This is a genomic window from Taurinivorans muris, from assembly GCF_025232395.1.
GTDB classification, from domain to species: domain Bacteria; phylum Desulfobacterota; class Desulfovibrionia; order Desulfovibrionales; family Desulfovibrionaceae; genus Taurinivorans; species Taurinivorans muris.
On the sequence record NZ_CP065938.1, the window covers coordinates 1,412,943 to 1,425,451 of the forward strand.

At 45.2% G+C, this 12,509-nt stretch carries 13 protein-coding genes and 1 tRNA gene; 6 read left to right on the forward strand and 8 right to left on the reverse strand.

The genetic code is table 11. The features are described 5' to 3' along the window. The 3 genes from JBF11_RS06665 to JBF11_RS06675 are packed head-to-tail and all read right to left on the reverse strand — an operon-like array spanning position 1 to position 2,476. Positions 1 to 807 carry a metal ABC transporter permease gene (locus JBF11_RS06665; protein WP_334314715.1) on the reverse strand — a complete coding sequence of 269 codons (807 nt, stop codon included), beginning with the start codon at positions 805 to 807 and terminating at the stop codon, positions 1 to 3. A 12-nt stretch (positions 808 to 819) separates the two neighbouring features. Continuing rightward, entirely contained in the window at positions 820 to 1,635 is an 816-nt protein-coding gene (locus JBF11_RS06670) for a metal ABC transporter ATP-binding protein (protein ID WP_334314716.1), read from the reverse strand. Between the two features lies 1 nt (position 1,636). After that, a complete protein-coding gene (locus JBF11_RS06675) occupies positions 1,637 to 2,476 on the reverse strand; it encodes a metal ABC transporter solute-binding protein, Zn/Mn family (RefSeq protein ID WP_334314717.1) in 840 nt (279 codons plus the stop codon). Between the two features lie 166 nt (positions 2,477 to 2,642). Here JBF11_RS06675 and lgt point away from each other — a divergent pair, with 166 nt between their 5' ends. Further along, positions 2,643 to 3,491, forward strand: coding sequence for a prolipoprotein diacylglyceryl transferase (lgt, locus tag JBF11_RS06680; protein WP_334314718.1), 849 nt, complete (start codon positions 2,643 to 2,645; stop codon positions 3,489 to 3,491). Further along, positions 3,488 to 4,288, forward strand: a complete 801-nt coding sequence (locus JBF11_RS06685) for a sulfite exporter TauE/SafE family protein (protein ID WP_334314719.1) — start codon at positions 3,488 to 3,490, stop codon at positions 4,286 to 4,288. The genes lgt and JBF11_RS06685 overlap by 4 nt, the downstream gene beginning before the upstream one ends. 16 nt (positions 4,289 to 4,304) lie before the next feature. Here JBF11_RS06685 and JBF11_RS06690 read toward each other — a convergent pair whose 3' ends face one another. Genes JBF11_RS06690 through cobT form a run of 3 tightly spaced genes read right to left on the reverse strand, consistent with a single transcriptional unit; the run spans position 4,305 to position 6,537 of the window. Continuing rightward, a complete protein-coding gene (locus tag JBF11_RS06690; RefSeq protein ID WP_334314720.1) occupies positions 4,305 to 4,508 on the reverse strand; it encodes a dual CXXC motif small (seleno)protein in 204 nt (67 codons plus the stop codon). A gap of 9 nt (positions 4,509 to 4,517) precedes the next feature. Continuing rightward, positions 4,518 to 5,456 (reverse strand): ABC transporter ATP-binding protein, encoded by a 939-nt coding sequence (locus JBF11_RS06695; protein ID WP_334314721.1) that lies wholly within the window; start codon positions 5,454 to 5,456, stop codon positions 4,518 to 4,520. Further along, positions 5,440 to 6,537: a nicotinate-nucleotide--dimethylbenzimidazole phosphoribosyltransferase gene (cobT, locus tag JBF11_RS06700; RefSeq protein WP_334314722.1), complete on the reverse strand. Its 1,098-nt coding sequence runs from the start codon at positions 6,535 to 6,537 to the stop codon at positions 5,440 to 5,442. Before cobT ends, JBF11_RS06695 begins: the two co-directional genes overlap by 17 nt. 186 nt (positions 6,538 to 6,723) lie before the next feature. Between cobT and JBF11_RS06705 the strand changes: the two genes are divergently transcribed. Both JBF11_RS06705 and JBF11_RS06710 read left to right on the forward strand, forming a co-directional pair. Next, positions 6,724 to 6,812 (forward strand) — tRNA-Leu (locus JBF11_RS06705). A 159-nt stretch (positions 6,813 to 6,971) separates the two neighbouring features. Further along, positions 6,972 to 8,198 carry a hydantoinase/carbamoylase family amidase gene (locus tag JBF11_RS06710; protein WP_334314723.1) on the forward strand — a complete coding sequence of 409 codons (1,227 nt, stop codon included), beginning with the start codon at positions 6,972 to 6,974 and terminating at the stop codon, positions 8,196 to 8,198. A 119-nt stretch (positions 8,199 to 8,317) separates the two neighbouring features. Here JBF11_RS06710 and JBF11_RS06715 read toward each other — a convergent pair whose 3' ends face one another. Then, the gene (locus JBF11_RS06715; RefSeq protein WP_334314724.1) at positions 8,318 to 8,986 is read right to left on the reverse strand and encodes a Crp/Fnr family transcriptional regulator; all 669 of its coding nucleotides are present in this window, start codon (positions 8,984 to 8,986) and stop codon (positions 8,318 to 8,320) included. Between the two features lie 138 nt (positions 8,987 to 9,124). Here JBF11_RS06715 and JBF11_RS06720 point away from each other — a divergent pair, with 138 nt between their 5' ends. Continuing rightward, on the forward strand, positions 9,125 to 9,496 hold the full coding sequence (locus tag JBF11_RS06720) for a DsrE family protein (protein ID WP_334314725.1): 372 nt from the start codon (positions 9,125 to 9,127) through the stop codon (positions 9,494 to 9,496). A 195-nt stretch (positions 9,497 to 9,691) separates the two neighbouring features. Here the strand turns inward: JBF11_RS06720 and JBF11_RS06725 are convergent, their stop codons facing one another. Further along, positions 9,692 to 9,883 (reverse strand): heavy-metal-associated domain-containing protein, encoded by a 192-nt coding sequence (locus JBF11_RS06725; protein WP_334314726.1) that lies wholly within the window; start codon positions 9,881 to 9,883, stop codon positions 9,692 to 9,694. A 271-nt stretch (positions 9,884 to 10,154) separates the two neighbouring features. Between JBF11_RS06725 and JBF11_RS06730 the strand changes: the two genes are divergently transcribed. Then, positions 10,155 to 12,509, forward strand: a complete 2,355-nt coding sequence (locus JBF11_RS06730) for a heavy metal translocating P-type ATPase (RefSeq protein ID WP_334314727.1) — start codon at positions 10,155 to 10,157, stop codon at positions 12,507 to 12,509.

The following is a 12,509-nucleotide window of genomic DNA, read 5'->3' on the forward strand; positions in this document are numbered from 1 at the left end:
TCACGCTCTGTTCCGCATAATGCCCAATAACGCCGAATAAAAACAAAAAGCGAAAACAACAATGCAGGCCCCGGAAGAAATATCCAAAACATAAGAAAGCCACAGCCCTGAAAAACCGAACAAAAAAGAAAACAAAACGGAAACAACTATCCTGCCTTTAAAAGACCGCATGCAAAGCGCCGCACTGGCAGCCGGAGCGGAGAGCAAAGCCAAAACCAAAATTATGCCCACCACCCGGATCAATAAAATAATGCACAACGTCACAAGCACATATAAAAAATAATGATAGAAAGTTACCGCTATGCCCTGCAAGCGTGCAAATTCCTCATCAAATAAAAACACCTGCCAATCTTTATAAAAAGCGAAAACACTCAGCACAATGAACACGGCAAGCCCGAACATTGCCCAAACATCGGTTTTTGAAACCGTTAAGAGATTACCGAAAAGATACGCTTCAATATTCGGAGTGTAGTCCGGAATAAGCCCGATGAAAATAACGCCGAGAGCCATGCCGAGCGCCCAGAAAAGGGCGATGAAAATATCATGGGAAACATGGGATTTCTTATACAAGAAAGCGATGAACAAAGCCGAGCAAAGGGAAAAGAAAAAGGCTCCGAGCATGGGATCAAATTCCAAAAAATACGCAAGCCCGATTCCGCCGTATGCGGTATGGGCAAGCCCGCCGCTTATCATGAGCATTTTTTTTTCAATGATCAAATTGCCGGCAATACCGCAGACAATACTGCTCAGCACAATGACAATGAAAGCATATTGCAGGAATTGATATTCAAATAACGCAGAAAACATAAACAACCTTGACTACAAAATATCATCCGCCTCACTACGGCGGTGTTCCAGTCCCATCTCACAACATCCGCCGTTTTCCCCGTCATGGACATGATAAGGCAAAACGCGGTGCGGGTGCCCATGGGCGATCAAATCAATGGGGCAGCCATACATTTTCGTTAAAATATCGGCATTGAGCCTGGGCTCTCCGTGATAAATCAGGGTTTGGCTCAAACAGGCTATGCTCTTCACACAGGAAGCGACGGCGGACAAATCATGCGTCACCATGATAATGGTCATTTTTTTATTCAATCCCGCCAAGACTTCAAAAATATGTTCGGAAGATCGGGGGTCGATATTGGCGGTAGGTTCATCAAGAAGCAGCAGTTTCGGATCGGTCAAAATCGTGCGCACAAGAAGAAGTTTTTGAAATTCCCCTCCGCTCAGCTCCGCGATGGTCCGTTTCGCCAAATGCTCAATGCCCAGCAAACAAAGACATTCCATCGCCTCTTCATGCATAGCTTTCGTATAACGATAAAAAAAATGCCGTTTTTTGCGCAAATAGGCGCTCATGCAAACTTCAAGCACATTGATAGGAAATTTCCTGTTCAAATCACTAGATTGAGGCATATAGCCCAAACATGAGAAATTGCGGGGCGCTCCGAAGATTTTAATGGTTCCGGAATACGGAATGCTGCCGGCAACGGCTTTTATCAGCGTTGATTTTCCACCGCCATTGGGGCCTAAAATGCCTAAAAAAGCCCCTTCCTCCACTTCCAGATTGACATTTTTCAATGCTTGATGCTGTGCGTAATAAACGTTTAAATTCTGAATGGATACTACGTTCATTTCACATGTTTTCTTGCATGGTTTTCGCTAACTGCAGCAAATTATCGGCATAATTCTTCGCCAAGGGATTCAGCATCACAGCTTTTCCGCCGATTTCCCGCGCGAAAGCCTGTACTTGCCGGCTTGCCGTCTGCTTTTGATAAAAAATCGCTTTCACATTATTTTTCTTTGCAATATCGATAAGTTCCTGCAAATATTTCACGCCTGCCTCTTTGCCGTGCTTTTCCAAGGCATACATGTCCAAGCCGTAATCATCGGCAAAATATCCGAAAGCAGGGTGAAACGCAATAAATATTTTTCGGGAGCCTGTCGTAAACATACCTTTAATTTCCGTGTCCGTTTTTTGCAGTTTTTCAATATACTTTTGCGCGTTTAAATAATATTCAGCACCGTGTTCAGGATCCACCCCGCTTACTTCTTCGGCAATTTTTTGAACCATTGCCATAACCCGCCGCGGAGAAAGCCAAATATGCGGGTCACGGCTCGCGCCTATGCTTAATTCCGGATATTTTTTTGCGGCTTCCTCATGCAAGGGCACCACGCGCAGCGATTCCGGCAGCATACCGAGAATATTCAATTTTTCCGCAAAAACACCGATGGTGAAATAAAGTTTCGCTTCTCTTATACCGACCAATTCCTTGGGGCTCGGGGCATAGCTTGCAGGGCTTCCCCCTTCCGGAATAACACAGACGATTTTCGCCCGTTCCCCCACAACTTCCTGTACAAACTCAATTTCAGGGGCGATACTCACAGCTATCGTAAAATCGTTTGCATAAGCCTGCCAAGGCAGCAGCACGCAAATGACATACAAAACAAACGGCAATTTTTTCATCTTTTTCATTTTTCTCATCTTTTTCACAATGGAGTCCGTATTTTGAAACCTATTTTCAAATTAAAGCTTTATTTACGATTATTTCCGACGAATTGCAATAAAAAAATTACCAAGGAGAAAAGCTTTGCAAAATATCCATTCTCTGCTAAAAAGAAGTGTCATAAAAGGAGTGGGTATGTATTATCAGCACGACATAAATCCTGTGTTTTTCTCTCTCGGACCTTTCATCAATATCCATTGGTACGGCATGATGTATGTGATCGCCTTTTTTTTGGGCTGGGCAATTGCCAGATACCTTTCAAAACTTCCCTTTTCCAATTTCAGTAAAAATGATGTGGAAGACCTGATAACCTATGTCATTCTCGGCGTTATTTTAGGGGGAAGAATCGGTTATATTCTCTTCTATGATTTGTCTTATTACCTTTCCAACCCGTTGGACATGCTCAAAATTTGGCAGGGAGGCATGTCTTTTCACGGCGGCTTTGCAGGTGTTTTGCTTGTTTTGCTCTATTGGGCGCATAAAAATAAAAAAGATTATATTGAACTGACGGATTTCATAGCACCCTGCATTCCCATCGGACTTTTTTGCGGAAGAATAGGAAATTTTATCAACGGCGAACTTTGGGGACGTGAAACGGAACTTCCATGGGCTGTGATTTTTCCGAGCGGCGGAACAATTCCCCGCCACCCCAGCCAACTTTACGAGGCGGGGCTTGAGGGACTGCTTTTATTTTTAATCCTGTTTTTCCTCGCACGGAAAAATCCCCCCAAGGGGCTGTTATCCGCTGTTTTTTGTATCGGTTACGCCCTCGCCCGCTGTTTTGCGGAATTTTTCCGTATTCCCGACCCGCAGTACGGCTACTTTTCCGGCTGTTTCACCATGGGGCAAATCCTCTGTTTACCCATGTTCCTCATCGGTTTTATTTTGCTTTATTTCTGTAAAAAATGGAAAGAACACCCCGATTATGACACCGTCCGGCTTAAAGACGGTTCCCTTATCCGGGTAAGGCGATATAAAAAATGATTGCCGTAAGCGTTTATATCCTTTGCGGAATATTGTCAGGATTTTTTTCCGGACTTCTCGGCATAGGAGGCGGACTTGTCATTGTTCCGCTTCTTATCATCGTTTTTGAACACACGCAGCAAATTCCGCCTCACCATATCATGCACGTGGTTGTGGCGACATCGCTTTCCGCTTCAATTTTTACCTCATTTTCCAGTGCTTACGCCCAAACAAAACATAAATGCGTGCTTTGGGATCTTGTGCGTGTCATGAGTCCTTTCATTATTTTAGGCACGCTCATAGGCGCGGGACTTGCGAATTTTTTCTCTGCGGATTTCATGCGCTGGATTTTGCTTGTTTTTCTTTTTTGCGTCGCCACGCAGATATTTTTTGATATTTCCCCAAAAAGCTCCGCAAAATATTTCAGCCCTGCCGCCTATCGGATAACCGCTTTCATTATCGGAGCTTTTTCAAGTTTTGTCGGACTTGCCGGCGGCAGTATCTTCGTGCCGTTTTTAAAATACACCACAGGCGATATGCACAAAGCTATCGGCACTTCCTCCGCTTTGGCATGGAGTTTGGCTTTAGCCGGCGGTCTGGGCTATCTTATTTCCGGATATTCCGTTGCGGACCTGCCGCGCACAAATCTTGGCTATATCCATATCCAAGCCCTGCTTTGCATAGCTTTCACCAGTATGCTCATCGCCCCTTTAGGAGTGAAACTTTCCCATGCCCTGCCTGTGCAGATTTTGAAAAAAATCTTTGCGCTGCTCTTATATGCATCCGCAATGCGCACGCTTATCACGGTCTTGTCCTGACATCAAATTCCGTGCATTAAATTCTGTTTGAATAAAGATTTTCCAAAAATTCTTCCATCGCTGCGTCCATTTGCGGAATAAAATCTTTCAATTCAAAAGATTTTTCGCAATGCCCGCAATACATATAGGCTTCATGGCAGGTCCTTTTTATGAGCAAGGCTTTCGCACACTCCGGACACAAGACCGTTGTTTGCTTTTCACGGGAACTTCTAAAAAACATGGTATCTCCTCAACCGATAAAATGACATGCCGCCTTATGATCCGCGCTGCCGGACAAACAAGGTTTTTCTTCCAGACATCTCTTTTGCGCCGAAGGACAGCGGCTTGCAAAAGCGCAGCCGAGCCGCCTTTGCAAAAGGCTTGGCATTTCCCCCTGCAAAACAAGTTCCTGCCGGGGCTTGCCAACATACGGAGCCGAGGCGATAAGAGCTTTCGTATACGGGTGCAAAGGGTTTTCAAACAACGCTTTCCGCGGCGCCTGTTCAACGATTTCACCCGCGTACATGACCATTATCTCATCGCACATGAAAGAAATGACTTGCAGATTATGCGAAATAAACAGATAGGTTAAATCGTATTTTTCTTTCAAATCCAAAAGCAGGTTCAAAACCTGCGCTTGGTGCGAAGCGTCCAAAGCGGAAACGGATTCATCGCAAACCAAAAGCTCCGGTTTTGTGATAATCGCCCTTGCAATGGCGATACGCTGACGCTGACCGCCTGAAAATTCATGGGGATACCGAAAATAATATTCTTTTTCAAGCCCCACTTCTTCCAAAATATTTTCCACAGCTTCCCGCAAAGCCTTGCGGGATATTTTCTGCGCCTTATTTTTGTTGATTTTCAATGGTTCGCCGATACTTTTTCCAACACAAATCCGCGGATTTAACGAAGAAAAAGGGTCTTGAAAAATCATTTGCAGCGCATAGGGATTATAAAAATTCTCCTCAACGGGTCTTCCCTTATACAGAATTTCCCCGCCGCTTTTCGGCAATAACCCCACAAGCATTTTCGCAAGCGTGGACTTGCCGCAGCCGGATTCTCCCACAAGTCCGAGGCATACGCCTTTTTTTAAGTGAAAATTCACCTCATGCACTGCGAAAAAATCTTGTTTTGCGCTTATTCCTGTTCTTATGCCGAAGCTTTTGCTTAACTTATTGACCGTCAGCATGGTATTTTGGCAGATACGTGTCTATTTCAATATTCGCGTCTGCAAATGTCGCCATTTCATTGTAAATGACCTTGGCGGAACGAAGAAGCTGCAAGGCGAGGCTCGCCCCCGTCCCCTCACCGAGACGCATGGATAAATCAAGCATGGGCTTTTCGCCCAGACACCGCATGATTTTCTGATATCCGGGTTCCGCTGAAGCGTGGCTTAAAAACGCATAATCCTTGACAATGGCATTGATGGAATATGCCGCCGCATAAGCCGCGGTTGAAATAAAACCGTCAATGATGACAGGATGTTTCAGCGCACTTGCCCCAAGAACAACCCCGCATAATGCCGCAATTTCAAAACCGCCCAAACTTGCCAATACTTGCAGCGCGTCCGCATTCGGATATGTGTTTTTGTGCCTGTGCAAAGCCTGACCGATGATTTTCGCCTTATGCGCGATCCTTTCTTTTGACAAGCCAGCCCCCGGCCCGGTAATTTCAAAAGGGTCAAGCCCGAAATATTCGCAAAAAAGAGCGGTTGCCGGCGTGGTGTTCGCAATGCCCATTTCCCCGATGGAAAAAATCCCGTATCCTTTCCGCACGCCCTCGCAAACGGCATTCGCCCCCGCTAAAACAAGCTGTTCGCAAAGCTCCAAACTCATGGCGTCCTCACGGGCGATATTTCCGCTCATTTCAAGAGCGTTGATTTTTCTTGCCCGCCCATGCTCCGGACAAACGCCTTTATGACCTGCATCGAGCAAAAGAATATCCATGGCATTTTGTTTTGCCAAAACGCTGATTGCGGCGCCTCCCGATAAAATATTCAAAATCATGAGGTGCGTCACTTCCTGCGGGTTTTGGGCGACCCCCTCCGCATACACGCCATGATCGGCGGCGGCAAGCACATGAAGCGCGGGGTCTGTTTCAAAAGGAAATTTTCCTTGATAAATGGTGAAAAGCTTAGCGGCAAATTCTTCCAAACGCCCGAGACTGCCGACCGGTTTTGTTAAATTATTCAAATGATTCTGCGCCACAGCCAGCAAACTCTTATCGCTGGCGGCAAGGGCCGAACACAATTCTTGAAAGGAACGGAACATACGATACCTCGCATAAACATTGACAACTCATTCATACTGCAAAAACATAAAAAAATAAAGAGAAATGCGTTCCGCTAAAAAAGTATTTCCGCCGGCTGTTCCGCTCCGTTTATCTTGGTTTTTTTAAATTTTCATATTTTCCTTTGACAAAATCATTGTTTCTATGTATTTATTTTTTGTGCTGATGCCCGGATGGCGGAATTGGTAGACGCAAGGGACTTAAAATCCCTGGACCCGAAACGGTCGTGCGAGTTCAAGTCTCGCTCTGGGCACCACCATTTTTTTGAAGAATGAAAGCGGCAGTCTGCCGTTTTTTTATTTCCGCCTCTATTTTCTTATTTTTTCATTTTTCCGGTATTTTCCTGTTCTTTTAACTGTTGAATAATTCTTTTTTTTGTGCCATACTGACATAAATAATTTTTAGGTGAAGCATTATGAATGAACAACGCTTTTTGTCACAGCTTGAAGAGTTTTCAACGGCATTTAATGATACCAAAGGCAACGGCGTGACCCGCTTTTCCTGGTCGCACACAGCCACATTGGCCCAGTCATGGCTTGAAAAAGAATTTTCCCGCATGGGAATTTCCTTACGGGCGGACGGTGCCGGCAATTTGCACGCCCATATAAAAGGTAAAACCGACCTGCCCAGGGTCATTGTCGGTTCGCATTTGGACACGGTGCAAAACGGCGCAAAATACGACGGTTCTTTCGGACTTGTCGCCGCCCTCGAAACATTGCGCTCATTCCGCGAAGAAGGCTTCATTCCTAACCGCAGCATTGAATTTATCGCTTTCGCCGAAGAAGAAGGCGCAAATTTCGGAACGACCTGCCTCGGCAGCAAGCTCATAACCGGCATTATTAAGCCAAACGATTTGAAATCCCTTTGCAATGATGAAACAAATGCATGGGATATGCTTGAAAAATTCGGTTTGGACCCTGCCAATCTTGAAAACGAACAAATAGTTCCCCATACTGTTTACGCCTATCTCGAAGCCCACGTCGAACAGGAAAGAAGGCTTTTTAAAAACAACTATAAGCTCGGCATTGTCAAAGCTATCAGCGCCATGCGGAGTTACAGGATCATTTATCACGGCGAATCCGTTTTTGCGGCGACCCCGCTCAAGGAACGCAGGGACCCGGTCGTCAGTTTTATCGAATGCCACACGGAAATACAAAAAGCTGTCGCGTCCGGCATATTCCCCGAAAACACAAGGTTCACCGTCGGACAAATCTGCTGTAATCCGGGAACGCCGATCATGGTTCCCGGCGAATGTATTTTTACCATTGACATAAGAAATTTGGAAATATCCAATTTGCCCGCCATCAGCGAAAAAATCAAGGAAATCATTGTCAAGGTCGCCGAAAAGAACGGCATTGGCGTTGATATCGTGCCTCTTTCCAGAAGCGGCGGCGTAAAAATGTCCGAATTGGTGCAAAACGCCTACAAAAACGCCACAAATGAACTTGGCTTCGAATATTTTGAAATGAACTGCGGAACGGCTCTTGACGCCGCTCCCATGGGAATGGTCGTGCCGGCGGGACTTTTGCTTGTCGCCAACCAAGTCAATTCGGAAACAGGCGAAAAATACGCTTTGCCGGAAGATTTGTGCAGCGGCGCTTTGGTTTATGAAAAAACCATACGCCAGCTGGTCAGCGAATAAGCGGCAGCTCCGAAAAATCCTCCGCGGACAAAGGCTGACGGCATAGCAACACAGCAAAAAATCAGCGAAACAAATAAAAAACCGGTAGACATAAAAGAATTACCGGTTTTTTTATGCCGCTATCCGGCAATTTCCATAAGCTTTTCCCTATCGATTATTTTGACTGTTCCGCGGGATAGTTTAACGATTTCTTCGTCGCTGAAATATTTGAGCAAACGGCTGACCACCTCGCGGGCAGACCCCATATATTTGGCAATCTGCTCATGGGTGAGCTTTATTTCATCGCACCTGCTCTTTCTCATCTCTTCGCAAAGAAGCAATGCCAAACGCTTGTCCGCACGCATGAAAAGCACTTGCTGCAGTGTCCACATGGCGTCAGAAAGCCGTTTTGTGGCAAGTTCATAACCAAAGCATTTGACGAAAATATTTTTTTCGGAAACGGCATGAAATCTGCCCGGGCTTAAAATCATAAGCTCCGTGTCTTGCTCCGCTTCGACAATCACATCGAAAGAAATGGAATCAAGGACGCATTGAGCGGTGAAAATGCAGATATTTCCTTCTGAAAGCCTGTAAAGGGTGACTTCCCTGCCCTCTTCCGAAACAATATAAATGCGGATTTGCCCCGATTTTATAAGCACAAAACCTGCACACTCATCCGTCCTGTTGATATTTTCGCCTTTCTTAAATGTTTTCGTGCCCGAATAGGTTTTGAACTGTTCTTTTTCGCTTTCGGATAAATTGTTCCAAAAAGGATAATATTTTTGAAAAAGATTGTTTTTTGTCTGCATAAGCCCCCATTTGCCGTTTATTTTACATTTTATTTGCAATAATCTTGATTTTTCTTCATGTTTTGTGACCAACTCACAGATTTATTGTCTGCATTGTGGCATAAAGAAGTCATTAAATCAATTTTAAAAGGGGAAAATATGCAATTATCAGAATTTGTCGTGACGCTTTTTACCGGTAAAGCCAATCAAAACAATATCACCGTGGCTGCCGTCATGGGGCTGAATGCATTGAAGCAAGGGCTTTCCGCAACCATTTTGCTTATGGTTGAAGCCGTGGAATTCAGCGTGCCGGACGCAACCAAAGGGATCGACATCGGCGCTCCTTTCAAAGAAGTCGGCGGAATTTGGGAACAATTTATGGAAATGGGCGGACAAGTCTGCATTTGTGACGCGTGCTTGACCCACAACGGCTTTACAAAAGACCAAATTGACAAACGGTATGAAATCATCGGCGGCGGAGAAGTCATCGCCTTGCTTTCCGAAGCCAAGGGAACGCTGCAAATCACCTAGCCGCTTTTTTGAATTTCATTCAATATTTTTTAATGAGAAAGCGTTATAAGCCTTGAACCTTGCGCTCACAAGGGTCAAGGCTTATTCTTATCCATTAAAAAAATCAGGCAAAAACAAACATGCCCCGTACGTCCAAACGGTACGAACCGTTTTTTCCCTGAATATGGCAGCGTATCGGAATACTCGCGAAGAAAACTATAACACGGCGTCAAAGCCTTGATTGTCGATAATTTCCTTTGCCTGCTCCTTGGTAAGACAGCCTTCCCAAGATACGCATTTTTTTTCAAGGTCGACAACGATATTGTTCGCTCCGGCTTTTGCCATCGCCTCTTTCACGGAGTTGCTGCAATTTTGGCAGTGCATGCCATTTACGGTTATTGTTGACATAAGCGCTTCCTTTTTTGAGTTTTATTTCACCCATATAAGCTTTTTTTTGAATATGTGCAAGAGCCGTTTGCAGATATATGAAAAAACGCCGAAACAGCAAAAACACCATTTTCATAATATAGTAAAATCATTAAATATTGATTTTAATATTCATATCAATAACAATATATAAGTTTTTTTGCGGCGTATGTGCAAGTACATTTATATTGCACATCCGTATTAAACGGCGTATATTCAAATAAATTTCAGAATAGCATATCGAGGTTACCCTATGTTTGATTCAATAATAAAATTCAGACTTGAAGGCATGCATTGCTCCGCATGTTCAGCCCGTATCGAAAAAGTGATTTCCAAAATGCCGGAAGTGGAAAAAGTGAGCGTCAGCCTTGCGTCCGGCATGGCTGTGATACGTTTGCGGGAAAATGTTTCCAAGGAAGAAAGAAGCCGGCTCATTGAAAGCATGGCAGGCAAAATCGAAAATCTCGGATTTAGGGTTTTTCATATAGACAATTCCGTAAGCGCCGTGAATTTGTGGCAAGAACAGCAGGAAAGCATGCAAAAGGAACTGGCGGAAAAAAAACGCCGGGTTCTCATTGAAATTTTGTTCACATTGCCTGTGTTCATCCTTGCCATGGGGTGTCACGCAGGCTGGGTCGGAATTTCTCACGCATCTGCGGATTTCCATACTTCGGGCAAGGTGATTTTTTCCTTATCAGCCGGGCTTTTCATTTTGATACAATTCATTTGCACACTTATAGTCTTATGGTCCGGCAGGGATTTTTACATTAAAGGCATTCCGAGCCTATGGCACAAGTCGCCGAACATGGATACGCTTGTCGCCCTCGGAACCGGAGTTGCCTTTATTGTGAGCTTTTATTACGCCATACAGTTTTTCCGTGCGGATTTCATGCTGAAAAACGGAGAAACGGAATACGCCCTTTTGCTGAAACATGCCGTGCATTATTTGTATTTCGAGTCTTCCGCCGTAATCATCGCCCTGATTTCCTTGGGAAAATATTTGGAATTAAAGGCGAAGAGCAGAACATCCCTCGCCATAAAATCGCTTATGGACCTCTCGCCCAAGACTGTCATCCGCATAAAGGAAAACGGCGGACAGGAACGTATCGGCACAGAACATGTTTTTCCGGAAGATACGCTTCTTATCCCCAAAGGTGAACAAATTCCCGTGGACGGCATACTTGTGAAAGGCGAAAGCAGTCTTGACACCTCGGCAATCACCGGAGAATATATGCCTTACCCGGTAAAAGAGGGGGACAGTCTTATTTCAGGTTCGATCAATATCGGCACAGCGTTGACCATGCGTGCGGAAAAAACCGGCGAAGACAGCGTTCTTGCAAAAATCATCCGTCTTGTGCAGGAAGCGCAAAGTTCCAAAGCGCCCATTGCCAAATACGCCGACACGATCAGCCTTTATTTTGTTCCTGCCATATTGGGTATCGCTCTTCTGACGTTTGTTTACTGGTTTTTCATGCAGGAAAATTTCGGGCTCGCCATTTTGTTTACCGTATCCGTGCTTGTGGTGGCGTGCCCCTGCGCTTTGGGCTTGGCAACGCCCATGTCCATCATGGTTGCCACCGGCAGGGGGGCGAAGCTCGGCTTGCTTATAAAGAACGGAACGGCATTGGAGCTTGCGGGCAAAGCGGATACCGTGGTTTTCGATAAGACCGGCACCCTGACAAAAGGCAAGGCGGACGTTTCGCTCGAATATGTTTCACCAAGCGAAAATCCGCAGGAAATTATCTCTCTTGCTTACGCCATGGAGAAAAATTCCGCCCACCCATTGGCACAGGCGTTTTTAGAGAGTTTTTCCGCAAATGAATCGCTTTTGCCTTTGCTTGAAAATGTGCGGGAAAAAACCGGGCGGGGCATTTATGCCGAACATAAAGGCAAAAAATATGTTCTTGGCAATCAAAACTTCCTCTCGGAAGAAGGAATCACAATAAACGCTGAAGAGCAAAACCGCATTGACGTCATTACGGAACAAGCCAAAAGCCCTTTGTTCTTCGCTGAAATCGATGAAGCGAAAATAATAGCCCTGTTTTCCATTGAAGACAGCATACGCGAAGCAAGTTTCGCCCTTATCGGACAATTGAAAAAACAAAATATCCGTCCTGTGCTTTTGAGCGGCGACAATAAAAAGACCGTGCTTGCCGTGGCGAAAAAAATCGGCATTGCGGAAGAATCTTGCTTTTATGAAGTGCTGCCGACGGAAAAGGAAGCTTGCATTGCCAAGCTGAAAGAGCAGGGGCACATTGTGGCTATGGCAGGTGACGGCATTAACGACGCACCCGCCTTGGCTTCCGCCCATGTGGGAATTGTCATGGGCGGCGGAATGGATATAGCCCTTGAAGCGGGCGATATTGTTCTTCTGCATGGTATCGAAGGACTTGACACGGCATTGCGCCTGAGCAAAGCGACCATGAACAATATCAAATTAAGCCTTTTTTGGGCGTTTTGTTATAATATCATTCTTATACCGGTGGCGTGCGGACTTTTTTATTTCTCCCACGGCATAAGTTTTTCGCCCATGTTTGCGGGAGCCGCCATGGCGCTTTCTTCCGTTTCCGTGGTGACAAACGCTTTGAGGCTGCGTACGTTCAAATAA

Bases quoted from the DNA above. Each gene is read 5' to 3' on its own strand.
- JBF11_RS06665 (WP_334314715.1), bottom strand. From the start codon at position 807: ATGTTTTCTGCGTTATTTGAATATCAATTCCTGCAATATGCTTTCATT.
- JBF11_RS06695 (WP_334314721.1), bottom strand. From the start codon at position 5,456: ATGCTGACGGTCAATAAGTTAAGCAAAAGCTTCGGCATAAGAACAGGA.
- JBF11_RS06690 (WP_334314720.1), bottom strand. From the start codon at position 4,508: ATGTTTTTTAGAAGTTCCCGTGAAAAGCAAACAACGGTCTTGTGTCCG.
- JBF11_RS06715 (WP_334314724.1), bottom strand. From the start codon at position 8,986: ATGCAGACAAAAAACAATCTTTTTCAAAAATATTATCCTTTTTGGAAC.
- JBF11_RS06725 (WP_334314726.1), bottom strand. From the start codon at position 9,883: ATGTCAACAATAACCGTAAATGGCATGCACTGCCAAAATTGCAGCAAC.
- JBF11_RS06730 (WP_334314727.1), top strand. From the start codon at position 10,155: ATGTTTGATTCAATAATAAAATTCAGACTTGAAGGCATGCATTGCTCC.
- cobT (WP_334314722.1), bottom strand. From the start codon at position 6,537: ATGTTCCGTTCCTTTCAAGAATTGTGTTCGGCCCTTGCCGCCAGCGAT.
- JBF11_RS06675 (WP_334314717.1), bottom strand. From the start codon at position 2,476: ATGAAAAAGATGAAAAAATTGCCGTTTGTTTTGTATGTCATTTGCGTG.
- JBF11_RS06710 (WP_334314723.1), top strand. From the start codon at position 6,972: ATGAATGAACAACGCTTTTTGTCACAGCTTGAAGAGTTTTCAACGGCA.
- JBF11_RS06685 (WP_334314719.1), top strand. From the start codon at position 3,488: ATGATTGCCGTAAGCGTTTATATCCTTTGCGGAATATTGTCAGGATTT.
- JBF11_RS06720 (WP_334314725.1), top strand. From the start codon at position 9,125: ATGCAATTATCAGAATTTGTCGTGACGCTTTTTACCGGTAAAGCCAAT.
- lgt (WP_334314718.1), top strand. From the start codon at position 2,643: ATGTATTATCAGCACGACATAAATCCTGTGTTTTTCTCTCTCGGACCT.
- JBF11_RS06670 (WP_334314716.1), bottom strand. From the start codon at position 1,635: ATGAACGTAGTATCCATTCAGAATTTAAACGTTTATTACGCACAGCAT.